A 25,878-nucleotide genomic window follows, 5' to 3' on the forward strand; every position below is an offset into this window, starting at 1 on the left:
TCCGGGAAGGCAGGGCACTGGGGCTTGAGGAAAGGTGCACTCCCACGCGGACCCCTCTACAAGGAGGGGGCCGCGCGTGAGTAACCCGTGGTGTGAGGCGTGTGTGGGTTCGCGTGAGCTTCTGACCTGGCCATTTACCGGCTGGGTAGCCCCGCGTGAGGGGCCTGTGAGTCCGTCGCCGGGACCTGGGCCGTGAGCGCCCGCGTGAGTCGCCGTTCCGGCGCCGGACGCCTCTCCGGCACCGGAACCCACCTCCGTCAGGAGACGACGGCCATGTGTCGTGCCGTGACCCGGTAGCGGACCTGGCGGCTGCCGCCCGGCTCCTGCTCCTTGGTGGCCTGCCCGACCTCGTGGAGGGCCTTCAGCGTGCGCCGGGCCCTCTCCTGCTCCTTGGCGCTCGGGTCCGCCTCTCCGGTCATCAGGGCCGCGAGTTCCCTGCTGGTGAGGCCGCCCGGTGCATCGCGCAGCAGGGTGTACGGGTCGAGGGGTACGTCGACACGCGAGGTGCCGCGCCGGTGGTCGTGGACGACCGTGAGGGGGCCGATCTCGCCGGTCACCGTCTTGGCGTGGTGGAGCTTGACCGTCGCGTCGCCCGCTCCCCCGCTCAGGAACATGACGCTGCCCGCGCCCGCCGTGAACCAGGTGGTGCCGTACACCTTGTCCAGCGTCGGGCGTCCGCCGGGCTTGGCGTCGGCTGCGGACTTGCGCTGGTGGTGCAGTTCCAGCAGTTCGGCGCCGGAGCGCAGCAGCTGCTGGCGGGCGCGGTTGTAGGCGCCGACGGCCTCGTCGTCGGTGAGCTTGCCGACGATGTCCTTGACGCTGTCGATGACCACGGTGTCGGCGTCGTGGTGGGCGGCGAGTTCGGCGAGCAGGTTCGGCTCGCGATCGAGCGTGGCCGGAAGCGGTCCTCCCCAGACGACGAGCCGGTCGCGGAGGGTCTCCTCGTCGATCGGGCGTACCAGGCGTCGCAGAGCACGGGCGATCTGCGGCGGCCGGTCCATGGCGAGGTAGAGCACACGCCTGCCCTCGGTGACGGGCATCCCGAGCACCAGCGCCTGGAAGCCGAGCCGAGCCATGACGAGCTGGTGGGCGATGGTGCTCTTGCCGACCCCCGGCGGGCCGACCACCATCAGGCTCTCGCCGCTCGCCCATCCCGTCTGCTCGGGCGTGCCCCATACCGGCGGGACCTCGGTGCCGAGGCTGTTGACGAAGTCCCAGCCGTCGACGGCGAACCGGCTGAGCCTGCCGCCACCACTCGATCCGCGCCAGTCGGTGCTGTCGAGGGCGCTCTGCAGCAGCACGCGTATCTGGGCAGGGTCGGCGCCTTCGGCACCGCTCTGCTGCAGGGTGTGCACCGCTGCTGCCTGGAGGCGGCGCAGCTCCGCCTTCTCCCGCACGATCTCGGCGTAGTAGTCGCAGTTGGCCGGCCCTGGGGTCGCACCGGCGAGAGTGTGGAGGTAGGGGGATCCACCGACGCGGGTGAGGGCGCCGACCCGTCCGAGTTCCTCGCCGAGCGCGATGGGATCAGTGGGTGATCCCTCGTCGCGCAGGGAGAGCAGGGTCCGCCAGATGTCGCTGTGGGCGGGTCGGTAGAAGTCGATGGCCTGCAGAATCGGCCGGGCGGCATCGACTGCCGCCGCGCTGTACATGCAGGCGCCGAGCACGGCTTGCTCCGCCTCCAGGTTGTGCGGCGGTACGGACAGACCGGGACCGTCGACCTCGTCGAAGCGGGTGTTGGTCTGAGGGGATGCGTTGCGGGTGGGCGAGAACGTACCCTGGGGCACAGAACTTCCTCACTCGGTGCCGTACGGGCTGGCAGGCCCGGCACCGGGACAGATCGTTTATGGGCGGTCGTCTGGGAGTCGTTTCGGCCTTCGGCGCTCCAACGCCGGGGGCCGCTCCCATGTCTGCGGCTGCTGCTGCGTCTACGCGGCCTTCGCGTACGTCGTGGTCGTCATCAGGTCGGCCAGCCGCGCCGCGCTGTGCGGGCTGATCGTCGTCCTGAATCCCGCGCAGACACGCTCCAGGGCCTGGGCGCGGGCCGCTTCCTGGGCCTCTCGGCGGCCGGACGGTCGTACGGAGACTGCGGTGTTCTGGCGCTCCGACGGCTGTGGCATGGGCAGGTCCTTGCTGACGGTGCGGGGCTGGCAGGCCCCGCACCGCCGGTCGTTCGATGGGCGGTCGGTCGTGCGCTCGGTCCCGAGGTGCTCCAACACCTGGGGCCGTGCGTGTCGCCTACGAAGGACTGGCAGGTCCTCCGCAGCTGAGCTCTTAAGTTTCCGGAGATTCGCCGGTTGGGTTAACCGGCGATCCGTGGTTATACTCCGCGGCTCCCTTGACGGGCACAGAGCTCAGGGACCGTGACCTTCATTGCCTACAGCGGGTTCTGCTCGATGGCGATCCGGTCCCAGTCGAAGACCCCGCTGGGTTTGCCGGACGCGTCGATGACCACCCCGGAGAACAGGAACCGCAGCACCGCGTTGCGCCGCTCGTCGGTCATCTCCTCGGCGTGCCAGGCGGCTTTCGCTCCGGGGCCCGTCAGCCCGTCGAGCAGCTTCATCGGCCGTACGACCAGACGGCGCTGGGCCTTGGCGATGCGGTCGGTGATCTCCTTGCGCATCTTGCGGTACTCCGCCGTGGAGATCTCCTTCGCGGTCCACATCCCGTTCAGCTCGACGAGCTGCTGCTGATCGGCCTCGACGGACTCCGTCGCGGCGTCCGGCAGCGAGGTCGAGGCGAGTTTCCCGGAGACCGTGAGCCTGCCGAGCAGGTCGATGGCGGCCTCCGTGACGAATTTCTCCAGCTTCACCGCGACGATGCGCCGCACGCACTTCTTGTCGCCGTTACGGCTCTTGCGCGTACACAGGTAGGACGGCACCGCGCCGACCTTCGTGCCGGACATGAGCGTGCCGCAGCGCGAGCACATGACCAGTCCACGCAGGAGATAGAAGCGGCGCAGCTCCAGGTTGGTCTGGTGGATCGCGGAGCGGTACTCACGCCGGGCCCGGGTCTCCTCCCAGGTGCCCCGGTCGATGATCGCGGGCCACTTGCCCGGCCCGACCTCTTCACCCTGGTGCATACGGATGCCGGCGACGTGGCGGGAGTCGAGGAGCGCGCGAACCGTGCCCTGTGACCACTCCTTGCCATACACGGTCTTGATGCCGCGCTGGTGGAAGACGAGGGCGATCGCGCTCGGGCTCTGGCCCTTGAGGTACCGGTCGAAGACCTCGCGGACGAGCTCGGCCTCGTCCTCCTTGATCGTCACACCGCCCACCTCGTACCCGAAGCGGCGCTTGCCCGAGTGCGGCAGACCGTTCTCGGCACGCTCCTTCAGCGCCGACTTGAGCCGCCGCGAGGTGTCGTCGGACGACCGGCAGGCATGGGCGACCTCGATGCGCAGGATGAACCGGTCGTCGGGGTCCGACAGGTCCCGCCGGTTCGCCTCGCCGTGCAGCGTGATCCGGTGCTCGTCGGAGACCTGGAGCAGTTCCTCCAGGTCCCTCGGCTGCCGCATCAGCCGGTCCGGGTGGTACGCGATGACGTGCCGGAACTCGTGCCGCTGGGCGCGTTCGAGAAGCTGGTCCCAGCCCGGCCGCTTGCGGCCACGGCTCCACGCCGACCTGCTGTTGTCCACGAAGACGTGGGCAGGGTCGATGGTGAGTCCCCGGCGCTCGGCGATCTCCCTGCAGATACGTTCCTGCCGATCGACGCCGGTCTGGTCGTCGTCGTCCGCCTGGGATATCCGGCAGTAGAGGGCCGCAGGCTCACCTGGGGTTATGGTCGGCTCGTGGGGCCTGGGTCGTCGCATAGGACCGATGGTATGAGCATGCAGTGGGCTCGCCGAATTTCCGGCACCCGGTGACCCTCGCCAAGGAACTCATCTCGCTCGACGACGTCTCCGACGGGCGGGTCACCCTCGGCATCGGCGCGGGCGGCACCGGCTTCGACGCCACCGCGCTCGGCCAGGAACCCTGGACCCCGCGTGAGCGTGCCGACCGGTTCGGGGAGTTCGTTCCGCTGCTGGACCGGTTGCTCACCGAGGACTCGGTGTCGTACGTGGGGGACTTCTACTCGGCGCACGAGGCGCGGAACATCCCGGGCTGCGTGCAGCGGCCCCGGCTGCCCTTCGCGGTGGCGGCCACCGGTCCTCGCGGGCTGAAACTCGCCGCCCGGTACGGGCAGGCGTGGGTGACCACCGGCGACCCCAAGCTGTTCGAGAACGGCACCCCTGAGCAGTCGGTTCACGCCATTCGCGGGCAGGTCGACAAGCTGACCGACGCCTGCGCCGCGATCGGCCGGGACGCGGCCGGGATCGACAAGATCCTGCTCACCGGTTTCACCCCGGACCGCGGCCGTCCGCTGGAGTCCCTCGGCGCCTTCGTCGACTTCGCGGGCCGGCACCAGGAACTGGGCTTCACCGACATCGTGATCCACTGGCCCATCCCGGACTCCGACTTCGCCGCGGACGAGAAGGTCTTCGAGCAGATCGCCATGGAGGCTCCGGCCCAGCTCCGCTGAGTCGGCACCCCCGCCCCGCCGACACCGTGGAGTACAACGGCCCTGGTAGGAGTGGTATCCACTCACCTGTGCACTCTCCCGCACAGCCGTGCGGGCATATGCGGGAGAATGGCCCGGTGACCTCAGCGACTCGACAGCCCGAGACCCCGGCCGCCGCCGTCCCGCCACGGCTGATCGCCACCGACCTGGACGGCACCCTGCTGCGCGACGACAAGTCGGTGTCCCCCCGCACGGTGGCGGCCCTGGCGGCAGCCGAGGAGGCGGGTGTCGAGGTCTTCTTCGTCACCGGCCGCCCGGCCCGCTGGATGGACGTCGTCAGCGACCACGTCCACGGTCACGGCCTGGCGATCTGCGGCAACGGCGCCGCCGTGGTCGACCTGCACGGCGGCCCCGGCGCCCACCGCTTCGTGAAGGTCCGCGAACTGGCCCGGGAGAACGCCCTCGACGCCGTACGCCTGGTACGCGAGGCGGCGCCAGGGACGGTGTACGCGATCGAGCTGACGTACGGCTTCTACCAGGAGCCGGCGTATCCGAAGCTGCACCTGGAGATACCGGACACCCTCGCCACCGCCGAGAAACTCCTGGCACCGGACGCCCCGGGGGCCGACGAGCCGGTGCTGAAGATCCTCGCGTTCCACCCCGAGCTGGACCCGGACGTCTTCCTGAACGTCGCGCGCCTCGCCCTCGGCGACCGCGCGAACGTCACCCGCTCCAGCCCCAGCGCCCTGCTGGAGATCAGCGGCCCCGGCGTCTCCAAGGCCAGCACCCTCGCCCTGTGCTGTGCGGAGCGCGGGATCGCACCCGAGGAGGTCGTCGCCTTCGGGGACATGCCGAACGACGTCGAGATGCTCACCTGGGCGGGACAGTCGTACGCGATGGGCAACGCGCACCCCGCCGTGCTCGCCGCGGCCTCCGGGCGGACGGTCGACAACAACGAGGACGGTGTGGCGGTCGTGATCGAGCGGATGCTGGCGGAACGGCGGTAACGGCAGCCGTAGTAATGGGCGTAATCCCGGAGCCCGTCCCTTACGCGAGCGACGAGTGCCCTAGCCCAGCGGGACTCCTCGCTGCGCCAGCCAGGGCAGGGGGTCGACCGCCGATCCCATGTCCGGGGTGACCCGCACCTCGAAGTGCAGGTGTGGGCCGGTGGAGTTGCCGGTCGTGCCGGACTGGGCGATCCACTGGCCGGTGGTGACGCGGTCCCCCTGGTCGACGGTGACGGCGGCGAGGTGGGCGTACTGCGTGTAGTAGCCGCCCGGATGCTCGATGACGATCTCGATGCCGAAGGCGCCGCCGCAGGACACCCGCACCACCCGGCCCGCCCCGGCCGCCCGGACCGGAGTGCCGATGGGCACCGCGAAGTCCTGGCCGGTGTGCCGGTTCGCCCAGCGGGAGCCGCCGCTGCCGAAGCCCGCGGACAGTTCGACGGTCTCCACCGGCGCGACCCACGGGTCGGTGACCTGGGTCGGCGGCTGGTCGAGACGGACGGCGCCCCGGCAGCTGCCCGCCGCGACCGAGGCGTCCGCCTGGCCCTGCAACTGGCCGCGCGCCTCTTCGAGTTTCCGCTGGATGCCCTGCTTCAGGTCGGCGAGTTCGGTGTTCCGTTTCTCCAGGGTCCGCCACGCCGACGCGGCCTTCGCCTCGTCGCCGGCGAGTCGCACCTCGGCCCGGTGGCTCCTGCCGAGCGCGTTGCCGACGGCGAGATCCGCCTGGGAGAAGACGTGCTGATCGCGCATCAGATCCTCGGGGCTGTCCGCGAGGATGATCCGGGCCGCCATGGGGATACCGCCGCCGCTGCGGTACTGGGCACGGGCGATCCGGCCCAGGTCCTCGTGCAGCCGTGCGATCTCCCGCCGTTCGCGGTCCAGTCGACCCTCGACCCGCTGGGCGCGGGCCCGTTGCGCGTCGGCCTCCTGCCGCCCCGCCTCGTACCGCTGCGCCGCGACGGCCGCGTCCTGGTACAGCCGCGCCACCTCGGCACTGGCACCGGCGGCGCCCTGGGAGTCATCGTCGCCGGGGCGGGCCGCCAGGACGGCGAGCGCGCACAGCAGCACCGGAACGAGCAGTGGATGACGGCGAGATGAGCGCATGTCAGCGATCGTGGCCCGCGCGACGGACGAAGGCCCTGTTCAAGTCGTACGCATGGGGGACGCGTTGCTGCGAACGGCTCAGCGGAAGCCACAGCGGACGGGGGCCTGACAGGGCTCAGTGGGAGTGACGGCGGACAGGGTCCCGCCGGGGCTCAGTGGAAGCCGCTCTGAACAGGGGCCCGGCCGGGGCTCAGTGGGGCACCTGCCACACCACCGTCGTACCGCCGCCGTCCTCGCCGATGCCCGGCCCGTACCAGCTGTCGCCGCCCAGGGATTCGGCCCGCCGCTTGAGGTTCTTCAGGCCGCTGCGCCGACCGCCGGCCGGGATGCCGACCCCGTCGTCCGCGACGGTGAGCCGTACTCCGGGCCGCCCGTCCGGCAGGGTCGCGGTCGCGTCGACGACGACCTCGATGCGAGCGGCCTCCGCGTGCCGGAACGCGTTGGAGAGCGCCTCGCGCAGGGCCGCGATGAGGTTCTTGCCGGTGAGGTCGCCGACCGTCGTGTCGACCGCGCCGACGAAACGGTGCCCGGGCTTGAAACCGAGCGGCACGGCCGCCATGTTGATCTCCCGCAGCACCCGCGTACGCAGCCCGGAGGGCGCCTCGGCGGGGCCCTGCTGGAGCGCGAAGATCGCGGTGCGGATCTCCTGGATGGTGACGTCGAGTTCGTCGACGGCGTTGCCCACACCGTGCCGCACCTCGGGGACGAGCGACCCCCGCTGGGCGCTCTCCAGCATCATCCCGGTGGCGAACAGCCGTTGGATGACCAGGTCGTGCAGGTCGCGGGCGATCCGGTCGCGGTCCTCGTACACCGCGAGCCGCTCCCGGTCGCGCTGTGCCTCGGCCATCATCAGCGCGAGCGCGGCCTGCGAGGCGAACTGGATCGCGAGGGTGCGCTCGGCCTCCGTGAACGGCCGCTCGCCCTGCGCGCGGGGCGTGACCAGGGCCCCCAGGACACGCCCTCCGCTCTGCAAAGGCAGCGCCATGATCGGCCCGTACGCGCGCGCCAGGGCGCTGAGCATACGGGGATCGGTGGCCGCGTCCGCCACGAACACCGGCTGTCCGCCGAGGAGTTGGGCGACGATCTCGCTGTCCGGCGGGACGACCCTGCCGAGCTGGTCCGACGGCTGTTCCGAGGCCACGGCGACGATCTCCATGCCGCCCTCGGCGGCGGGCAGCAGCACGATCCCGGCCGCCGAACCGGAGAGCCGGCGGGCCCGTTCCGCGACGACCTGCAGCGCGTCCTCGGCGTCCCCGCCGGACAGCAGGGCGGTCGTGACGGCCACCGACCCGTCGATCCACCGCTCGCGCTGCTTGGCGGCCTCGTACAGCCTGGCGTTGCCGATGGCGATACCCGCCTCGGCCGCCAGCACTCGGACCATGCTGACGTCGTAGTCGTTGAAGGGGTCGCCGCCGCGCTTCTCGCCGAGATAGAGGTTCCCGAAGACCTCCCCCTGAACGCGGATGGGAACGCCGAGGAAGCCGCGGATCCGTGGATGGTGCTCGGGGAAGCCCCAGGACCGGGGGTCCTCGCTCACATCCACCAGCCGTACCGGCTCCGGCTCCCGGATGAGCGCGCCGAGCAGCCCCGTGTGCCCGTCGGGGAACCGCCCGATGCGCCGCGCGGTCTCCGTGTCGACCCCGTGGAAGACGAAGTCGGCGAGCGCGTCGCCGTCCTCGTCAACGACACCGATCCCCGCGTAGCGGGCGTCCGTCAGCGTGGCCGCCGCCTCGCAGATCCGCTCCAGCGTGGAGTGCGGTTCGAGCCCGCTCCCCACGGACCGCATGGCTTCCAGCAACTGCGGGACGCGGGCAGCCAGTTCGGCCGACAGGCCCGGGTCGGGCGACAGGGGACCGGGGCGCTCGGCGGCTGACATATCCCGAGCCTAGTTAGTCCCCTTTGTCACGGAAAGTCGAGCGGCTCGGCCGCCGGACCCCTACCCGGCCGCCACCAACAGCTCCGACTCCGCCTCCCGCTCCGCCATCCCCCGCAACGGCCCCTCCACGGAGGCCAGTCCGGCGTACGGACCTCGCTGCACCACCCGCCCCTCGTCCAGCACGATCACCTCGTCCACGTCCTCCAAGCCCGCGAGCCGGTGGGTGATGAGCAGTGTCGTACGGCCTTCCGTGGCGGCCAGGAGATCGGCGGTGAGCGCGTCGGCGGTCGCCAGGTCCAGGTGCTCGGCGGGCTCGTCGAGCACGAGTACCGGGAAGTCGGCGAGCAGCGCGCGGGCGAGCGCCAGCCGCTGCCGCTGCCCGCCGGAGAGCCGTGCCCCGTGCTCACCCACGAGCGTGTCCAGGCCCTCGGGCAGCCCGTCCGCCCAGTCGAGCAGCCGGGCACGCTCCAGCGCGGCCCGCAGCTCGTCCTCGGTTGCGTCCTTCTTCGCGAGGAGCAGGTTCTCGCGCACCGAGCTGTCGAAGAGGTGCGCGTCCTGCGCACACAGCCCGACGAGCCGTCGTACGTCGTCGCCGTCCAGGGCGTACGCGTCCACACCGGCCAGCGTGTACGTGCCGGAGTCCGCGTCCAGGAAGCGCAGCAGCACCTGTGCCAGCGTCGTCTTGCCGGACCCGGAGGACCCGACCACCGCGACCCGGCGACCCTTCTCCAGCGTCAGGTCGAGTCCGGTGAGCGCGTCCCGGTCCTGACCGGTGTGCCGGGCGGCCAGTCCCTGTACGACGAGCGGGAAGGGTGTCGCGGGCGCCTGGCGGGGCCGCTCCGGTTCCCGTACGGGCTCGGGGGCGTCCAGCACCTCGTACACGCGCTCGGCGCTCTTGCGGACCCGTTGCCGGTACTGCACGGCGAGCGGGAGTCCGAGGACGGCCTCGAAGGCGGCGAGCGGGGTGAGGACGACGACCGCCGTCAGGACACCGCTGAGCCGTCCCGCGGCGACGGCCTGGGCGGCCAGGAGGGCGGTGGCGGCGACGGTCAGGCCGGAGATCAGCGCGGTGAGGCCGTCACCGAGTGCGGTGGCGGTGGCTGCGCGTGAGGCGATCCGGGTGAGTGTGCTGTCCGCCCGCTTGGCCTCCGCCGTACGGGCGGGCAGTGCGCCGGCGACCGTCAACTCGGCGGTGCCGGTGAGCAGTTCGGTCACGCGGATGGCGAGTGCCCCGCGGGCGGGGGCCAACCGCCGTTCGGCACGGCGGGCCACGGCGCCGGTCACGAGGGGGACGCCGACACCGGCCGCGAGGAGGCCGACCGCGAGGGCCGCACCGGCCTCGGGGAGCAGCCAGGCCGTGAAACCGACCGTCGTGGCGGAGACGGCGACCGCGACCCCGGCGGGCAGCAGCCAGCGCAGCCAGTAGTCCTGGAGCGCGTCCACGTCGGCGACGAGCCGGGACAGCAGATCGCCGCGACGGGTGTCGCGCAGCCCGGCGGGCGCCAGCCGCTCAAGGCGCCGGTAGACGGCGACCCGGGTGTCGGCCAGCATCCGCAGCACCGCGTCGTGCGACACGAGCCGCTCCGCGTACCGGAACACGGCCCGCCCGATGCCGAAGGTCCGGGTCGCCGTCACCGCCACCATCAGGTACAGCACGGGCGGCTGCTGCGAGGCCCGCGAGATCAGCCACCCCGAGGTGCCCATGAGCCCAACGGCACTGCCCAGCGCGAGACTTCCGAGCAACAGCGCCAGGGTGAGCCGACCGCGCCGGGCACCCGACATGGCACGGACCCGGGAGAGGACACCACCCGCATGTGCAGCAAGCCGCGTCTCGGGCTCGTCGGCGGCAGTGGAACTCACCGAGATTTCCTGGACAATCCGTGTCTCGGGGGTCGTCGGCGTGGCCTCCGCACGCGTCGCGGCCACGCCCTCCGTCACCCGCACCACCCGGTCCGCGACCGCCAGCAGGGCCGGCCGGTGCACCACGAGCAGGACCGTCCGTCCGACCGCCAACCGCCGTACCGCCTCGACCACTTCGGCCTCGGTCGCTCCGTCCAGCGCGGCCGTCGGTTCGTCGAGGAGCAGGACGGGCCGGTCGGCGAGGAAGGCCCGGGCGAGGGCGAGCCGTTGCCGCTGCCCGGCGGACAGCCCGGCCCCGTCCTCACCGAGTACGCTCCCGATGCCCTCGGGCAACGCGTCCACGAAGTCCAGAGCACCCGCATCGGCCAATGCCCGCCGTACGGCGGTGTCGTCGGCGTCGGGGCGGGCGAGCCGTACGTTCTCGGCGATCGTCCCGGCGTACAGCTGCGGGCGTTGCGGCACCCAGGCGATCCGTGACCGCCACCGTTCCAGGTCGACGTCGGTGAGATCGACTCCCCCGACGCGCACCCGGCCCTCGGTGGGCCGGACGAACCCCAACAGGGCGTTCAGCAGAGTGGACTTGCCCGAGCCGCTCGGGCCGACGAGGGCGACCGTCTCTGCGGGGGCCACGGCGAAGGACGCGTCCGACACGGCGTCTGCGGACCGCCCGGGGTACCGGACCGTCACGCCCTCGAAGGCCAGGGCGTCCGACGGCACTTCGGTGGTGCCGGAGGCCGGTACCGGCGTCTCCAGTACCGAGAAGATCTGCTCGGCCGCGGCGAGGCCCTCCGCCGCCGCGTGGTACTGCGCGCCGACCTGACGCAGCGGCAGATAGGCCTCCGGCGCCAGGACGAGGACGACGAGACCGATGTACAGGTCCATGTCGCCGTGGACCAGGCGCATGCCGATCGTCACGGCGACCAGGGCCACGGAGAGCGTGGCGAGCAGTTCCAGGGCGAACGAGGAGACAAAGGCGATCCGCAGCGTCCGCATGGTCGCCTGCCGGTACTCGCCGGTGATCCGGCGGATCGACTCGGCCTGTGCCTTGGCCCGGCCGAACACCTTCAGGGTGGGCAGTCCGGCGACAACGTCCAGGAAGTGCCCAGAGAGCCGCGACAGCAATTGCCACTGCCGGTCCATCCGGGACTGAGTGGCCCAGCCGATCATCACCATGAAGAGCGGGATGAGCGGCAGGGTGCCCACGATGATCGCCGCCGAGACCCAGTCCTCGGTGACGATGCGCGCCAGCACCGCCACGGGGACGACGATCGCGAGCCCCAACTGCGGGAGATAGCGCGAGAAGTAGTCGTCGAGGGCGTCGGCACCTCGGGTGGCGAGGGCAACCAGCGATCCGGTCCGCTGCCCGCTCAGCCAGCCGGGGCCCAGCTCCACGGAACGCTCCAGCAACCGCCCCCGCAGCTCCGACTTCACGGCGGCGCTGGCCCGGTGGGCGGCGAGTTCGGTGAGCCAGGAGACCAAGGCGCGGCCGACGGCGACCGTCGCCAACAGCAAGAGGGGAGTGCCTAGATCACCGACGGACATCCGGTGCTGGAAGGCACCGACCACGACCTCGGCGATGAGCATCGCTTGGGCGATGACCAGCAACGCACCGACAGCACCCAGGCCGACGACCGCCATCAGGAAGAGGCGGGTGGCACGGGCGTAGCGGAGCAGACGGGGGTCGATCGGTTTCACGTGAAACACACCCTCTTCTCAAGGGGTCCCAACAGGGCATGTTTCACGTGAAACATGCCCTGCGCTGGATTCAACGCTTGGACTCAGTGCGCGGCTTCGGCAATGTGCTGCGTGCCGATCCGCTTGCGGAACACCCAGTACGTCCAGCTCTGGTAGAGCAGCACGATCGGCGTGGCGATCCCCGCGCACCAGGTCATGATCTTCAGGGTGTACGGGCTCGACGAGGCGTTGGTGACCGTGAGGTTCCAGTCCGGGTTGAGCGAGGACGGCATGACGTTCGGGAAGAGCGACAGAAAGAGCATCGCGACGGCGGCCACGATGGTGACCCCGGAGAACGCGAACGACCAGCCCTCACGCCCGAGTTGGATCGCCCCCAGCGCCGCGACCAGGGCGACGACGGCCACGATCAGCGCGCCCAGACTCTTGCCGTCACCGCTGTCGACCTGCGTCCAGATCAGGAAGGCCAGCGCCAACAGGGCGGTGACGAGGCCGACTTGAAGGGCCAGCCTCCGCGCCCGCACCCGGATGTCCCCGACGGTCTTGAGCGCCGTGAACACCGCACCGTGGAAGGTGAAGAGGGTCAGCGTGACCAGGCCGCCGAGGATCGCGTACGGGTTGAGCAGGTCCCAGAAGGTACCGGCGTAGTCGAAGTTCTTGTCGATCTTCACGCCCCGGACGATGTTGCCGAAGGCCACACCCCACAGGAACGCGGGGAGCAGCGAGGTCCAGAAGATCGCCGTCTCCCAGTTGCGCTGCCAGTTCTCCTCGGGCCGCTTCGCGCGGTACTCGAAGGCGACGCCCCGGACGATCAGGCAGACCAGGATGATCAGCAGGGCGAGGTAGAAGCCGGAGAAGAGGGTGGCGTACCACTCGGGGAAAGCGGCGAAGGTCGCGCCGCCGGCGGTGAGCAGCCAGACCTCGTTGCCGTCCCAGACCGGGCCGATCGTGTTGATCAGGACCCGCTTCTCGGTGCGGTCCCGGGCGAGCAGCTTGGTGAGGATGCCGACCCCGAAGTCGAAGCCCTCCAGGAAGAAGTAGCCGGTCCACAGGACGGCGATGAGGACGAACCAGACGTCGTGCAGTTCCATGACTGTGCAGCTCCCTCGGCCTAGTAGGAGAAGGCCATCGGCTTGTCGGCGTCCTGGGAGTCGCCGCCGATCTTCGTGGGCGGGTTGAGGTCGGCCTCGGTGAGTTCGGGCGGGCCGGCCTTGACGTACTTCGCGAGCAGCTTGACCTCGATGACGGCGAGGACGGCGTAGAGCGAGGTGAAGACGATCATCGAGGTGAGGACCTCGCCCTGGGAGACGCTGGGGGAGACCGCGTCACGGGTCTGGAAGAGGCCGTAGACGACCCAGGGCTGGCGGCCCATCTCGGTGAAGATCCAGCCCCAGGAGTTGGCGATCAGAGGGAAGCCGAGGGTCCAGATCGACACGAGCCAGTAGAGCTTGGTGAGTTTCGGGCCCAGGGCCTTGTTCTTGAAGAGCACGACGTTCGGCACTTCGTCCTCGGCGACCCGCAGATGCTGGGGCAGCATGAACTTCTTGCGGGTCAGCCAGAGTCCGGCGAGGCCGATGACGAAGGACGCCATCCCGAAGCCGATCATCCAGCGGAACGCCCAGAAGGTGACGGGGATGATGGGCCGGTAGTCGCCGGGGCCGTACTTGGCCTGCTCGGCCTTGTTGGTGTCGTTGATGCCGGGGACGTAGGAGCTGAAGTCGTCGTCGGCGAGGAAGGACAGTATCCCGGGGATGGACAGCTCGACGGAGTTGTGGCCCTTGCTGACGTCGCCGTAGGCGAAGATCGAGAACGGCGCGGAGTCCTGGCCGTCCCACAGAGCCTCGGCGGCGGCCATCTTCATGGGCTGCTGCTTGAACATGACCTTGCCGAGGGTGTCGCCGCTGACGGCGGTGAGCAGGCCGGCGATGGCGACGGTGACCAGGCCCAGCCGCAGCGAGCTCTTCATCACCGTGATGTGCTTCTTGCGGAACAGGTGGAAGGCCGCGATGCCGACCATGAACGCGCCGCCGGTCAGGAAGGACGCGGAGAGCGTGTGGAAGGCCTGCGCGAGCGCGGTGTTCTGGGTCAGCACGTGCCAGAAGTCGGTGAGTTCGGCACGGCCCTTCGCCTTGTTGATCTTGTAGCCGACGGGGTGCTGCATCCACGAGTTGGCCGCGAGGATGAAGTACGCCGACAGAATCGTGCCGATCGAGACCATCCAGATGCAGGCCAGGTGGATCCGCTTGGGCAGCTTGTCCCAGCCGAAGATCCACAGCCCGATGAAGGTGGACTCGAAAAAGAACGCGATCAGCGCCTCGAAGGCGAGCGGGGCACCGAAGATGTCACCGACGAACCGCGAGTAGGCGGACCAGTTCATGCCGAACTGGAACTCCTGCACGATGCCCGTGACGACACCCATGGCGATGTTGATCAGGAAGAGCTTCCCCCAGAACTTGGTGGCCCTGAGGTACTTCTCCTTCTCCGTGCGCACCCAAGCGGTCTGCAGCCCGGCCGTGAGTGCGGCGAGCGAGATCGTCAGGGGGACGAACAGGAAGTGGTAGACGGTGGTGATGCCGAACTGCCATCGCGCCAGTGTCTCTGGCGCCAGAGCCATTTCCACGTCGTCGGTCTCCTTATGTCGCCGTGGTACAGCGGCAGTTTGCCCCTTTTAGCGCACACATCATGGGACGAACTGGGACACGCTTGTGAACGCGTTCACATTCACAAGCTATTATGACGTACGGATTTTCGGCAGCGGAAGGGGGGTCCCGTTCGGAAGCCCATTACGGAGGGGGGTCCCCCTGAGGCAACCCCCCTGACGTCACTCGTTACGAACCCTCACATCGGCAGGCGTGACGAACCACACCGCCGGCGACGGCTAGAGCTCCTTGCGGAAGCCCTCCGCCACCTTCAGGAAGATGTCGTTCCCCTCGGTCTCCCCGATCGTGATCCGCACGCCCTCACCCGCGAACGGCCGTACCACCACGCCCGCCTGGTCGCAGGCCGCCGCGAAGTCGAGCGTGCGCTCCCCCAGCCGTAGCCACACGAAGTTGGCCTGGGTCTCCGGGACCGTCCAGCCCTGGGCACGCAGCGTGTCCGCCACGCGGGTGCGCTCGCCGACCAACGAACCGACGCGGCCGAGCAGTTCGTCCTCGGCGCGCAGCGAGGCGACCGCCGCGTCCTGCGCGAGCTGGCTCACCCCGAAGGGCACGGCCGTCTTGCGCAGCGCCGCCGCGACCGGCTCGTGGGCGATCGCGAAACCGACCCGCAGCCCGGCGAGGCCGTACGCCTTGGAGAAGGTCCGCAGGACGCAGACGTTCGGCCGGTCGCGGTAGAGCTGGACGCCGTCCGGCACCTCCATGTCGCGGATGAACTCGCGATAGGCCTCGTCCAGGACGACGAGCACATCGCCGGGCACCCGGTCCAGGAAGCGCTCCAGCTCGGCCCGGCGTACGACCGTGCCCGTCGGGTTGTTGGGGTTGCAGACGAAGATCAGCCGGGTGCGGTCGGTGATGGCGTCGGCCATCGCGTCCAGGTCGTGCACGTCGCCCGGGGTCAGCGGCACCTGCACGGCCGTCGCGCCGCTGATCCGCGTGATGATCGGGTACGCCTCGAAGGAGCGCCAGGCGTACATGACCTCGTCGCCGGGTCCGGCGGTCGCCTGGATCAGCTGCTGGGCGACGCCGACCGAGCCGGTGCCGGTGGCCAGGTGGGAGACGGGGACGCCGAACCGTTCCGCCAGCTCGTTCATCAGACCGGTGCACGCCATGTCGGGGTACCGGTTGAAGTTCAGGGCGGCCGCGGTGACGCTCTCCATCACGCCGGGGAGCGGGGGGTACGGGTTCTCGTTGGAGGACAGCTTGTAGGCCACCGGACCGTCCGCCGAGGCAGCCTTGCCCGGCTTGTAGGTGGGGATACCCTCCAGCTCGGCGCGCAGCTTCGGGCTCGTCTCGCTCACCGCAGTCCTCCTTGTGACCACCACCACCGGCACCACCGGCTATCAATACTGCTCACCTTATGAGGATTCGACGCCGGGGCGTACAGGGCCGATGCGGGAGAGCAACCCCGGGTGTCCGCGCGAGACGCCTCCAGGCCTCTGTCGGGAGTCTGCCGGGATCGCCCCACGTGTCACATCCGCATCAGGGGCAACACCGTACGAAGGCGCACGAACCGGGGGCGCGCCGTACATATATCTATGCGCCGGTAGCTCGCGCCGTAGCGCGCATCCCTCGTGCAGGTGAGTTGAGACCTCTTCGAAACATGGGGGTCTTGGCAGGCCCATGCGCGCCGACAAGTCACGTAATGCCATCGCATCGCTTAACTGACTTTGTTTCTAAGGCAGTTGACCCCTTCTGACCTTGCAGAAACGTGCCTGTCAACGCGTGCATATGCGTCCGCACTACCCCACCGCCTGAGCCCTACTATCGGCTCGCCATGACAGCAGCAGGGAAGCACCAGGTGAGCCGCGCGGAAACCTCTCGTCGAGGAAGCCGGCCGGGCCGGGCGGGAATCAGAGACGTGGCCGCCGCGGCCGGAGTCTCCATCACGACCGTCTCCGACGCCCTCAACGGCAAGGGCCGGCTCCCGGACGCCACCCGACGCCACGTCCGAGAAGTCGCCGACCGGCTGGGCTATCGGCCCTCAGCGGCGGCTCGCACACTCCGTACCGGCAAGTCCGGCCTCATCGGCCTGACCGTGACGACGTACGGGGATGAACCTTTCACCTTCACCGAGTTCGCGTACTTCGCCGAGATGGCGCGGGCCGCCACCTCGGCCGCGCTCGCCCGCGGCTACGCCCTCGTGATCCTCCCCGCGACCTCGCGCCACGACGTGTGGTCGAACGTCGCCCTGGACGGCACGGTCGTCATCGACCCGTCCGACCAGGACCCGGTGGTCAGCGAGCTCGTCCGGCAGGGTTTACCGGTCGTCTCCGACGGCCGCCCGGCCGGCTCGCTCCCGGTGACCGCCTGGGTCGACAACGATCACGAGGCCGCGGTCCTGGGCATCCTGGACCACCTGGCCGACGCCGGCGCCCGCCGGATCGGCCTGCTCACGGGCACGAGCACGGACACGTACACGCACCTCTCGACCACGGCGTACCTCCGGTGGTGCGAGCGGGTGGGTCAGGATCCGGTGTACGAGTCGTACCCGGCGCACGATCCGTGCGCGGGGGCCGTCGCCGCCGACCGGCTGCTCGCCCGGCCGGACCGGCCCGACGCGGTCTACGGCCTGTTCGATCCCAACGGCACTGATCTGCTGGCGGCGGCACGGCGCTACGGCATGCGGGTGCCGGAGGATCTGCTGCTCGTGTGCTGCAGCGAGTCCACGGTGTACGCGAACACCGAGCCGCCGGTCACGACGTTGTCCCTGAAACCGCGGCGGATCGGTACGGCGGTGGTGCAACTCCTCATCGACGCGATCGAGGGGGTTGAGTCCGACCTGCCGATCGAGCAGGTGATACCGACGGAGCTGATCGTGCGGACGTCGTCCCAGCGACGTCCGCCTCGGACAACGGTCAGTCCGCCTCGGTCGCCTGAGGGGAAGTAGAAGTAGGGAGCGGGGGTGTCCTGGGGGGCAGGGTCGGTGCCGGTGCCGTCCCGGCGGGTGTGAGTGTGGGTGTGGGCTCGGGCGGGGTGGGGGTTTCCTGAGTTCCATCGGGCGCCGGGGTGGCAGGAGGCGGGGGTCGGGCTTGTTCCGGGTGTCCGTGGGGCTCGGTGCCGGGGGGTCGGTGCCGCGGGGCTCACCTCGGGTGCCGTCGCGCCCCCTGCCCGCCGGGGTGGCAGGGGGCGGGGGTCGGGCTTGTTCCTGGTGTCCGTGGGGCTCCGAGCCGGGGGCTCAGTGCCGGGGGGCTCACGTCGAGTGACGCCGGGCGCCCGGCGTCGAGGCTCACCTCGGGTGCCGTCGCGAGCCTCGGGTGCCGTCGCGAGCCTCGGGTGCCGTCGCGAGCCTCGGGTGCCGTCGCGAGCGGACCGGGGCCGGGACTCCCACCCGGCACCCCGGTCCTGCCCGCTACCCCGATCCGCCCCGCCACCCTGGTCCCACTCCCACCTAGGCAGGGCCCGGAGTACTCCCGCCAGTTGCCGCGGCCGCGGCCAGGACGGTACCGCCAGGCGCCATGGGGTGGCCGGAGCGGTACCGGGAACTCCCCTCGGCCCGCAGCGCGCAGGATCCCTCTCAGGTGCCCGTGGCGGGCCGGCCCGGGGCGCCGGGACTCCCACCCGGCGCCGGGGCCGCAGAGCGGGCAGTGAGGCCTCCGCCTTGGCGGGCAGGACCGGCGGTGGGGACCGGTACCGGCGCCGGACAGGCGGTCGGTACCGGGGCAGACAGGGCGGACTGTGAAACCGGCACCCTGGCGACCAGGGCTCGCGTTGGCCACCGGCGACGGAGCGGGCGACCGGCACCAGCGCCGGGCACGCGGCAACACCGGCGCCAGGACCGACTGGACCAGCTGTGAGACCGGCACCGCGGCGGACGGACCGCGCACCGGGAACCCACGAGGCGCAGGCACCCCGCACCAGAGCAGGAACCCGATATCGGCACCGAGTTGACCAACCGGCACCCAGCGCCGAACAGCCAGCCGGCACCCACACCAAGCAGGCAGGCAGGCAGGCAGGCAGGCAGGCAGGCAGGCAGGCCACACCAACCCCGATCAGCCGGTCCACACCAGCCCCACGGAAGCGGCCCACACCACCCCGAACGAGCACCGCCCAACCAGCCCCGCCCGACCAGCCCCGCACAAGCAGCCCCGCACAAGCGGCCCGCAAAGCCCGGTGCCCCACAGAGCCCCCTACTCGCCCGCAGCCGCCGACGAAACGGGAGCGGGTCGTGGCGGTACGGCGCAGCCCGCCGCGTACCCGGCACCAACCCGTTCAGCCATGTGGACAAACAGAGGGGCCCCACCAGCGGCGGGCTCGCCGTACCGCCACGACCCCGACCCACCCACCAACCGCGGGCGACCCACCCCGAACCGATGCCCCCATACACCCCGCGTAAGCAATCGCCACCGCCACCGCCACCGCCTCCGACCACGCACCCCACGCGCCCCACGCGCTGCCACGCACCCCACCGCACCCCACCGCAAGCAACCACCACCGGCGATTTCCAGCCGCCCGACGGCGCGAACCAACCCCCGTCCAACCCGCGTCAAGCAGACGGCCAACAGCCGAACCCCTGCCCAATCGGGGCGAAAGCCGCGGTGGACCGGAGTCCTGGTCCGATTCAGCACCCCTGGGTCATCACATGGCGCGATCCGCATTCCTATGATGGGCCCACGACACCGCGGGCCGCTGCGACCAGGCAGTCCGACGCGGTGCAGACGCGGCGTGATGGTGGAGGGGTCGATGACTCAGGGGGCCGGTCAGGGACCCGAGACGGAGCGGGCGGCGACGTTGCGCGACTTCCGGGTACCGGCGTACGTCCACGAGACCGGTCCGTACGCCGACAGCGCGCAGCCCGGCGAGGCCGTACGACCCGACGAGGAGGCCTTTGACGAGGCCTTCGACGAGGTCTATCCGGAGGGCTACACGCCCACTCAGCGCGATCTGCCCGTCATCCGTCGGGGTGACACGGTTCAGGTCGCGGTGGACCCGGCGTCGGTGGCCGTCCCGCAGCAGACGGAGGGCCCCGGTCCACTGTTCGTCGTAGGGGATGTGCACGGCTACCTGGACGAACTGGTGGCCGCCCTGCGGGAGAAGGGCCTGATCGACGCCGCGGGCAGCTGGTGCGCGGGCACCGCTCGGCTCTGGTTCCTCGGCGACTTCACCGACCGCGGACCCGACGGCATCGGCGTCATCGACCTGGTGATGCGGCTGTCCGCCGAGGCCGCCGCGGCCGGCGGCTACTGCAAGGCCCTGATGGGCAATCACGAGCTGCTGCTGCTGGGCGCCAAGCGCTTCGGCGACACCCCCGTCAACTCGGGCGCGGGCACCGCCACCTTCCAGGCGGCCTGGCTGCTCAACGGCGGCCAGAAGACCGACATGGACCGCCTCCAGGACGTCCACCTGCAGTGGATGGCCCGGCTGGACGCCATGGAGGAGGTCGACGGCCACCTGCTCGTCCACTCCGACACCACCGCCTACCTCGACTACGGCGACTCGATCGAGGCGGTCAACGACAACGTCCGCGAGACCCTCACGCGCAACGACGCGGACGAGGTCTGGGACGTGTTCCGCAAGTTCACCAAGCGCTTCTCCTTCCGCGACGAGGGCGGCGCCGACCATGTCCGCTCCCTGCTCGACATGTACGGCGGGACCCGGATCGTGCACGGCCACAGCCCGATTCCGTATCTCCTGGGCGACGTGGGCTCCGAGGACGGCGAGGACACCGCAGGCCCCGTGGTCGAGGGACCGCACGTCTACGCCGAGGGACTCGCCATCGCGATGGACGGCGGAGTGACCATGGCCGGAAAACTGCTGGTCCAGCAACTGCCGCTGGATATCTGAGCGTTTATCGGGCAGGCGTCCCCTCCGGAGGACCGGCGGACGACAGCGCTGGCCAGGGGCCAATTTCTGGAAACCCCCTGTCACCGTGTGCCGTCGCCGCTCTACCATCGGCTTATCCGTAGCAGGCTCCCCTCCGTTTCTGCCCGACGGCTCGTTGGCATGCGAGCCCCAAGCCCTACGGAGCATCGGGGGATGCACATGAACAGCGTTCCGCAGCACCTGCACAGCGAGGACCGCCAGGAGTACGAGCGGATCCTCGACGAGGCGCTGCGCTCCGCCCCTACCCGCCCGGAACTGGCCGCTGTCGGCAAGCGGCTCAACCCCGAACAGCTGCGCACCATGGCGCTGAACGCCACCGCGCTCATCACGGCGGCCGCGGCGACCGAGTACCAGCACTACGTGAAGGTCCGCGAGGAACTGCGCCAGCCGGCGTCGTCCACCCCGTCGGCCGTCCACGAGACCGGCTCCGCGGAGCCGGCCGGCGTGGGCGCGATGGGGCTCGCCACCACCCTGGGGGAGGCGGCCGAGGGTGCGGGCGCCATCGCCGTAGCCGCCGTCCTCACCCCCGTCCTCGCCGGCACGGCCGCGGCGATATTCCTGCTCGTGGGCTACATCCTCAAGATGCTCAGCCCCGAACCGGCGTTCGCCAAGACCATGCTCACCGCCGGCTGGGTGTTCGGCGCCATGACCGCGGCGGCGATCCTCGTCGCCATCGTCGGCCTGCTGCTCACCGCTCTGCGCAACAGGCCCTCGCCCGACACCGGCCCCTACGGCGAGTCGGGCGGCGAAGTGGCCCGCGCCAGGGAGGCCTGGCACGACGCCCTTCTGGAACGCGGCATCCTGCCGTTCCTCCAGGAGGCGCTCGCGGCTCCTGGCACGGCGACACTCCGCCGTACGACCCCCACGGCCCCGAGTCGCATGCCGAACCTCGGCTACGACCGCCCGGGCTTCTCCAGCCCCGACGACGGCCCGGAGCCGGGCCACCGTCCGAGCTTCAGCAGCCCGGACTTCTCCAGCCCGGACTTCGGGGGGCCCGAACACCAGCCGGAGTAGCCCCTCGGCTTGCGCCCCCACCCAACGGAGCGCAAGCCGAACACCCGGTCACCAGGTCGGGTTCACAGGGGTGACCGAGTGCTGCGGTCCGGCCGTGCGCCGGAATTGGTCACTCTGCCGTGGACACCTGGGCCACGAGGTCTACGGCATGCCCGCCGTCACCCCGCGCGGCGCGTACGCCGAGTCCACCGCCGTACTGGCCGACGCGGTGGCGCCAGCGCCCAAGAACCTCGACCTCGTGCACGCGGGGTCCGTCCGACTGGCCAAGGAACCCGGCGCGTGCGCCAACGGCGCGTCGATCACCACTCGCCCTTCGCCCCTCACCCCTCAGGAAGATCCAAGACCGCGATGCTCTCCGGCTGGGCGACAGCCAGTCGCGTGCCGCCCGGGTGCGGGGCCGCAACGGACGTCGGGATGTGGATGACCCCGTAACTGCCGTCTGCCATCTCTGAGGGGCACCTCCACGGCCGGCCATTCCGCCATCGACACCCCCGTAGTGACACCGATCAGCCGCGGATGCCCATACAGCGAGACGACCGTGTCACCCCGCGGGATCAGCGTGACGATGCTGAAGTCGACCCTGTTGCGATGGACCCACCGCTTCTCGGCGAGCGACCACACGCCCAACTCCCGTCGGCCCAGGGCAGATTTCTCCTCACCGTCGAGCCAGCACGGCGGGGTCCGCCAACACCCGTTCCAGGTCGAAGACTTCGACGATCCCGTACGGATGCCACAACCAGCCCACCGACAACAGATGGGCCCCACCCGGAGACACCGCCAGGCGCGAATGGAAAACGTCTCGCGGACTACGGCCGCCACCGGTGAGCCGTTCCCCCAGCACCTCACGGCTGTCCCACGGATCAGCCGATCGCCCGCGATCAACAGTGCCTCGGTGCCCCGCTCGCCGTAGAGCACGGTGAAGCGGCCGGACGGAGAGCTGACGCTGAGGTCGAGGGGAAACTCATGAACGACCAAGGCAGGCTGCTCCACACCATCAGCACCCCAACGCCGACCACCCACCTCCCCCCAGCAGCAACTCCACTCCACGGGTGAATCTACGGACGGGGGGTGAACCCGTAGGCCGTAGGGGGGCCAGGTGCACCCCTCATTCGGAGGGCAGTCCCATCCTCACGCGCCTGGGGATCCGGTTGGCTGGTGATCGTCACCGATCAGGAACCAGAGCACCGGGGGATACGAACATGCAGATGCCGTCGTCCAAGAAGACCGGCGCAGCAGTGCTGGCAGCGGCGCTGCTCGCACTTGGCCCACCCCTGGCCGCGACCGCCACCACCGGGCACACGTCGCCAAGGCCATCGCCCTACACCGAGCACACCCTCCAACAGGACCTCGCAGCCGTACGAAAGGCCGGCGGCGGCGATGTGAACGTGCTGGCCAGGGTCGACGGACCGAACGGCGCCCCGCTCATGGCACGCATCGGCACCCGCACGGCCGACTCCAGGGATCCGATCCCCTGGAACGCGCACTTCCGCGTGGCAAGCACGACGAAGACATTCGTGGCGACCGTAGTCCTGCAACTCGTGGCGGAGAAGCGCCTGTCGCTCGACGACACTGTCGAGCACTGGCTGCCCGGAGTCGTCGCGGGCAACGGCAACGACGGCGGCCGCATCACCGTCCGCGACCTGCTCCGCCAGACCAGCGGCCTGTACGACTACATCGACGACCCGGAGATCCAGGACCGACTGATCAACCACTTCGACGAGAACCGCTACGACGACACCCCGACGGCCGACCTGGTGGTGGTGGCGATGGAGCACCGGCCGGTGTTCGTACCCCAGCCGGGCGGGCCCACCCGGTGGGCGTACTCCAACACCAACTACCTGTTGGCCGGGGTGATCGCCGAGAAGGCGAGTGGCGCGAGCTGGCAGGACCTGGTCGAGCACAGGGTGATCGCGAAACTGGGACTGCGGAACACCTCCGTTCCCGGACTGAACCCCTTCCTGCCGGACCCGCACGTCAACGCGTATCTGACGACCGCCGACGGCAAGCGTCTCGACGTCACCGAACACAGCTACCAGCACACCGCGGACTCCGGTGTGGTGAGCACCACCGCCGATCTGAACACCTTCTTCCGCGCCCTGGCCGACGGCAGGCTGCTCCCCGCCGCGCAGTGGCGCGAGATGCGGCAGACCGTCCAGCGCACCGACGACCCGGAGGACGTGGCCGAGATGCCCGAGGGCACCTACGGCCTCGGCCTCCGCAAGATCCCGCTCTCCTGCGGCGGTTTCTACTACACCCACGAGGGCGACGGCGCAGGCGTCAACACCCGCCCCGCGGTGAGCGCGGACGGCAGGCGCGCGGTGACGATCTCCATCACGACCACCACCGCGCCCCCCGACCTGACCGCCCTCAACCGCGCGACAGGCACCCTCGTCGACCATGCCCTGTGCCGCACTCCGAAGAGCTAGCCGGTAGAGCTGGACGGTAGAGCCAGCCGGTCGTCGTCAGTCGGCGATCGGCAGGTACACCCGGTTGCCCGCCGCGGCGAACTCCTTCGACTTCTGCTCCATCCCGACCTCGATCTCCTCCCGGCTCCCGCCGTGCTCACGGCGGATGTCCTGGGAGATCTTCATCGAACTGAGTATTACTTAAAGCTACACATGCGCTACGATGGTTCTACCAGCACGTTCAGCGGACCGAGGGGGCCCCGTGGGCAAGCGTGAAGAGGTCATCAGCAAGTTACGAGGCGTACCCGAGGGACTGCCGGCCGTCGAGGCAGTCCGCGCCATGGTGGCCGCCGACCCCAATCTCAAGTGCGTCGTCTGCTACGCGCGGATCTCGTTCGACGGCCGGGTGAAGGACGCCCACGGCATCGAGGACCAGCACCGCGACATGACCAACGCCGCCGAGCGATTCGGGTGGTTGGTCGTGTACCGCTACACGGACAACGACAAGAGCGCCAGCAAGGAGGGCGTCGTTCGCGACGACTTCGAGCAGCTGCTCACTGACCTCTCGGCCGGAGTGACCCCTGAGGGGTACCCGGTCCACGGCGTCATGGCTGCGAATGACGACCGCCTGTACCGGCGTCCGAGCGACTGGGAGCGCTACTTGAAGGCGTTCACCGCGCACGAGGACCGGGTGTACCACGACTCGAACGGCATGCAGGATCTGTACGCCGAAGGGTTCGAGATCAAGGGACTTGTGGGTGTCGCCATGTCCCTCAGCGAGACGAGGAAGAAGCAGCGCCGAAGCCGGAACAGCCACCGCAGCCGGGCGATCCGTGGGCAGGCCGTAGCCGCGTGGCGCCCCTTCGGGTGGGAGGACGACAAGGTCACCCTCCGCCCGGAGGAGGCGGAGGCCATCCGAAAAGCCGTGCATGACGTGATCGCGGGTGCCTCCATTTCCGAGATCACGCGGCAGTGGAAGGAGGCCGGGTTCATCACGAGTCGCGGCAATCCCTTCCAGTACCAGACGGTCAAGCAGGTGCTGATGAACGCGCGACTGTGCGGATACCGCGAGATCAAGGGTGAGCTTGTCCGCGACGGCGATGATCAGCCAATCGTGGGCGAGTGGAAGTCGATCATCACTCCCAAGCAGTGGTTTGCGGTCACGGCCAAGATCAGGGAGCGCGGGGGCGGGACCGGCATGCCACGCGGTGGCTTGGTCCACAAGTACCTGCTGACAGGCATTCTCCGGTGCGGCCACGTGCGGGAAGACGGCACCGTCTGCAACAACAAGATGATCGGGATCAAGGCGAACGACTGGCTCAAGTACCGGCACGCCTACATGTGCAAGAAGACCGTGGACGGTGGTTGCAACAAGACGTACAAGCGCGGCGACATGACGGACGAAGCCGTCGAGAAGCTGGTGATCAGTAAGCTGAAGAAGGACGCCGCGAACAAGGCCCAGGATGTACCCGACTGGGACAAGACCGAGGCTCTGGAACGAGCGATCAAGAGCCGCAAGGAACTGGAGCGTCGTTGGCACGACGATGAGGACACGGACATCGATGATGAGATGTTCTTCCGCAACCTTCCGGTGCTGGAACGGCGGATCAAAGAGCTGCGTGCGGACGAGGCCAAGCACGAAGCCTTGAAGGCCGAGGCGGAAGAGGCTCCAGAAGACATCGACAAGGCGTGGAAGTCGAAGACACTCACGCAGAAGCGCGATGCGATCAAGAAGGTCTTGGGTGCGGTGGTCGCGGTGCCCGGGGGCAAAGGCAACAAGACCTTTGATCCGGAACTCCTCAAGCCTGTGTGGCGGACTTCCGGCGGATGAGCTGAAGTCCGAGGATCTCCCCCACACTCCGCAACTGATCATCGGAGAGCGGGGGAGATTCGCGTATCTGCCGCTCGATCCACGCATCCAAGGCCGCTTCCTGCCGCTCTGT

17 protein-coding genes and 1 pseudogene are annotated in these 25,878 nt (G+C 69.9%); 7 read left to right on the forward strand and 11 right to left on the reverse strand.

What is annotated here, in order from left to right:
• Positions 1-257: 257 nt before the first annotated feature.
• The 3 genes from ACGFY9_RS00300 to ACGFY9_RS00310 form a co-directional block, all read right to left on the reverse strand.
• Positions 258-1,784 carry a DnaB-like helicase N-terminal domain-containing protein gene (locus ACGFY9_RS00300; protein ID WP_393750453.1) on the reverse strand — a complete coding sequence of 509 codons (1,527 nt, stop codon included), beginning with the start codon at positions 1,782-1,784 and terminating at the stop codon, positions 258-260.
• Positions 1,785-1,925: 141 nt separating this feature from the next.
• Complete coding sequence (locus ACGFY9_RS00305; protein WP_393750455.1) at positions 1,926-2,117, reverse strand: hypothetical protein; 192 nt, start codon at positions 2,115-2,117, stop codon at positions 1,926-1,928.
• 257 nt (positions 2,118-2,374) lie between these two features.
• Complete coding sequence (locus ACGFY9_RS00310; protein ID WP_393750457.1) at positions 2,375-3,808, reverse strand: recombinase family protein; 1,434 nt, start codon at positions 3,806-3,808, stop codon at positions 2,375-2,377.
• 23 nt (positions 3,809-3,831) lie between these two features.
• Here ACGFY9_RS00310 and ACGFY9_RS00315 point away from each other — a divergent pair.
• Positions 3,832-4,518: pseudogene (locus ACGFY9_RS00315) on the forward strand (LLM class flavin-dependent oxidoreductase); the annotation flags it as partial.
• A gap of 98 nt (positions 4,519-4,616) precedes the next feature.
• Positions 4,617-5,504 carry a Cof-type HAD-IIB family hydrolase gene (locus tag ACGFY9_RS00320; RefSeq protein ID WP_393751723.1) on the forward strand — a complete coding sequence of 296 codons (888 nt, stop codon included), beginning with the start codon at positions 4,617-4,619 and terminating at the stop codon, positions 5,502-5,504.
• 60 nt (positions 5,505-5,564) lie between these two features.
• Here ACGFY9_RS00320 and ACGFY9_RS00325 read toward each other — a convergent pair whose 3' ends face one another.
• The 6 genes from ACGFY9_RS00325 to hisC all read right to left on the reverse strand — a co-directional run bounded on the left by ACGFY9_RS00325 (position 5,565) and on the right by hisC (position 15,994).
• Positions 5,565-6,608: a peptidoglycan DD-metalloendopeptidase family protein gene (locus ACGFY9_RS00325; protein WP_393750459.1), complete on the reverse strand. Its 1,044-nt coding sequence runs from the start codon at positions 6,606-6,608 to the stop codon at positions 5,565-5,567.
• A gap of 190 nt (positions 6,609-6,798) precedes the next feature.
• Positions 6,799-8,484 carry a GAF domain-containing sensor histidine kinase gene (locus ACGFY9_RS00330; protein ID WP_393750461.1) on the reverse strand — a complete coding sequence of 562 codons (1,686 nt, stop codon included), beginning with the start codon at positions 8,482-8,484 and terminating at the stop codon, positions 6,799-6,801.
• A gap of 60 nt (positions 8,485-8,544) precedes the next feature.
• Entirely contained in the window at positions 8,545-12,039 is a 3,495-nt protein-coding gene (gene cydD, locus ACGFY9_RS00335; RefSeq protein WP_393750463.1) for a thiol reductant ABC exporter subunit CydD, read from the reverse strand.
• Positions 12,040-12,122: 83 nt separating this feature from the next.
• Positions 12,123-13,127 (reverse strand): cytochrome d ubiquinol oxidase subunit II, encoded by a 1,005-nt coding sequence (gene cydB, locus ACGFY9_RS00340; RefSeq protein WP_393750465.1) that lies wholly within the window; start codon positions 13,125-13,127, stop codon positions 12,123-12,125.
• A gap of 20 nt (positions 13,128-13,147) precedes the next feature.
• Entirely contained in the window at positions 13,148-14,656 is a 1,509-nt protein-coding gene (locus ACGFY9_RS00345) for a cytochrome ubiquinol oxidase subunit I (protein ID WP_393750467.1), read from the reverse strand.
• A 258-nt stretch (positions 14,657-14,914) separates the two neighbouring features.
• Positions 14,915-15,994 carry a histidinol-phosphate transaminase gene (hisC, locus tag ACGFY9_RS00350; protein ID WP_393750469.1) on the reverse strand — a complete coding sequence of 360 codons (1,080 nt, stop codon included), beginning with the start codon at positions 15,992-15,994 and terminating at the stop codon, positions 14,915-14,917.
• Between the two features lie 476 nt (positions 15,995-16,470).
• Here hisC and ACGFY9_RS00355 point away from each other — a divergent pair, with 476 nt between their 5' ends.
• The 3 genes from ACGFY9_RS00355 to ACGFY9_RS00365 all read left to right on the forward strand — a co-directional run bounded on the left by ACGFY9_RS00355 (position 16,471) and on the right by ACGFY9_RS00365 (position 21,530).
• Entirely contained in the window at positions 16,471-17,583 is a 1,113-nt protein-coding gene (locus ACGFY9_RS00355; RefSeq protein ID WP_078622773.1) for a LacI family DNA-binding transcriptional regulator, read from the forward strand.
• 1,778 nt (positions 17,584-19,361) lie between these two features.
• Positions 19,362-20,477: a metallophosphoesterase gene (locus ACGFY9_RS00360; RefSeq protein ID WP_393751727.1), complete on the forward strand. Its 1,116-nt coding sequence runs from the start codon at positions 19,362-19,364 to the stop codon at positions 20,475-20,477.
• 192 nt (positions 20,478-20,669) lie between these two features.
• Positions 20,670-21,530, forward strand: a complete 861-nt coding sequence (locus ACGFY9_RS00365) for a hypothetical protein (RefSeq protein WP_393750471.1) — start codon at positions 20,670-20,672, stop codon at positions 21,528-21,530.
• Positions 21,531-21,639: 109 nt separating this feature from the next.
• On the opposite strand, the gene ACGFY9_RS00370 is transcribed toward ACGFY9_RS00365, so the two are convergent.
• Complete coding sequence (locus ACGFY9_RS00370; RefSeq protein ID WP_393750473.1) at positions 21,640-21,774, reverse strand: hypothetical protein; 135 nt, start codon at positions 21,772-21,774, stop codon at positions 21,640-21,642.
• A 955-nt stretch (positions 21,775-22,729) separates the two neighbouring features.
• Here ACGFY9_RS00370 and ACGFY9_RS00375 point away from each other — a divergent pair.
• Complete coding sequence (locus ACGFY9_RS00375) at positions 22,730-23,956, forward strand: serine hydrolase domain-containing protein (protein ID WP_393750475.1); 1,227 nt, start codon at positions 22,730-22,732, stop codon at positions 23,954-23,956.
• Between the two features lie 36 nt (positions 23,957-23,992).
• Here ACGFY9_RS00375 and ACGFY9_RS00380 read toward each other — a convergent pair whose 3' ends face one another.
• On the reverse strand, positions 23,993-24,121 hold the full coding sequence (locus ACGFY9_RS00380; RefSeq protein ID WP_393750477.1) for a hypothetical protein: 129 nt from the start codon (positions 24,119-24,121) through the stop codon (positions 23,993-23,995).
• A 154-nt stretch (positions 24,122-24,275) separates the two neighbouring features.
• On the opposite strand from ACGFY9_RS00380, the gene ACGFY9_RS00385 reads away from it, so the two are divergent.
• The gene (locus ACGFY9_RS00385; RefSeq protein ID WP_393750479.1) at positions 24,276-25,766 is read left to right on the forward strand and encodes a recombinase family protein; all 1,491 of its coding nucleotides are present in this window, start codon (positions 24,276-24,278) and stop codon (positions 25,764-25,766) included.
• Positions 25,767-25,878 lie beyond the last annotated feature (112 nt).

Source organism: Streptomyces sp. NPDC048504, assembly GCF_043200035.1.
GTDB lineage: Bacteria > Actinomycetota > Actinomycetes > Streptomycetales > Streptomycetaceae > Streptomyces.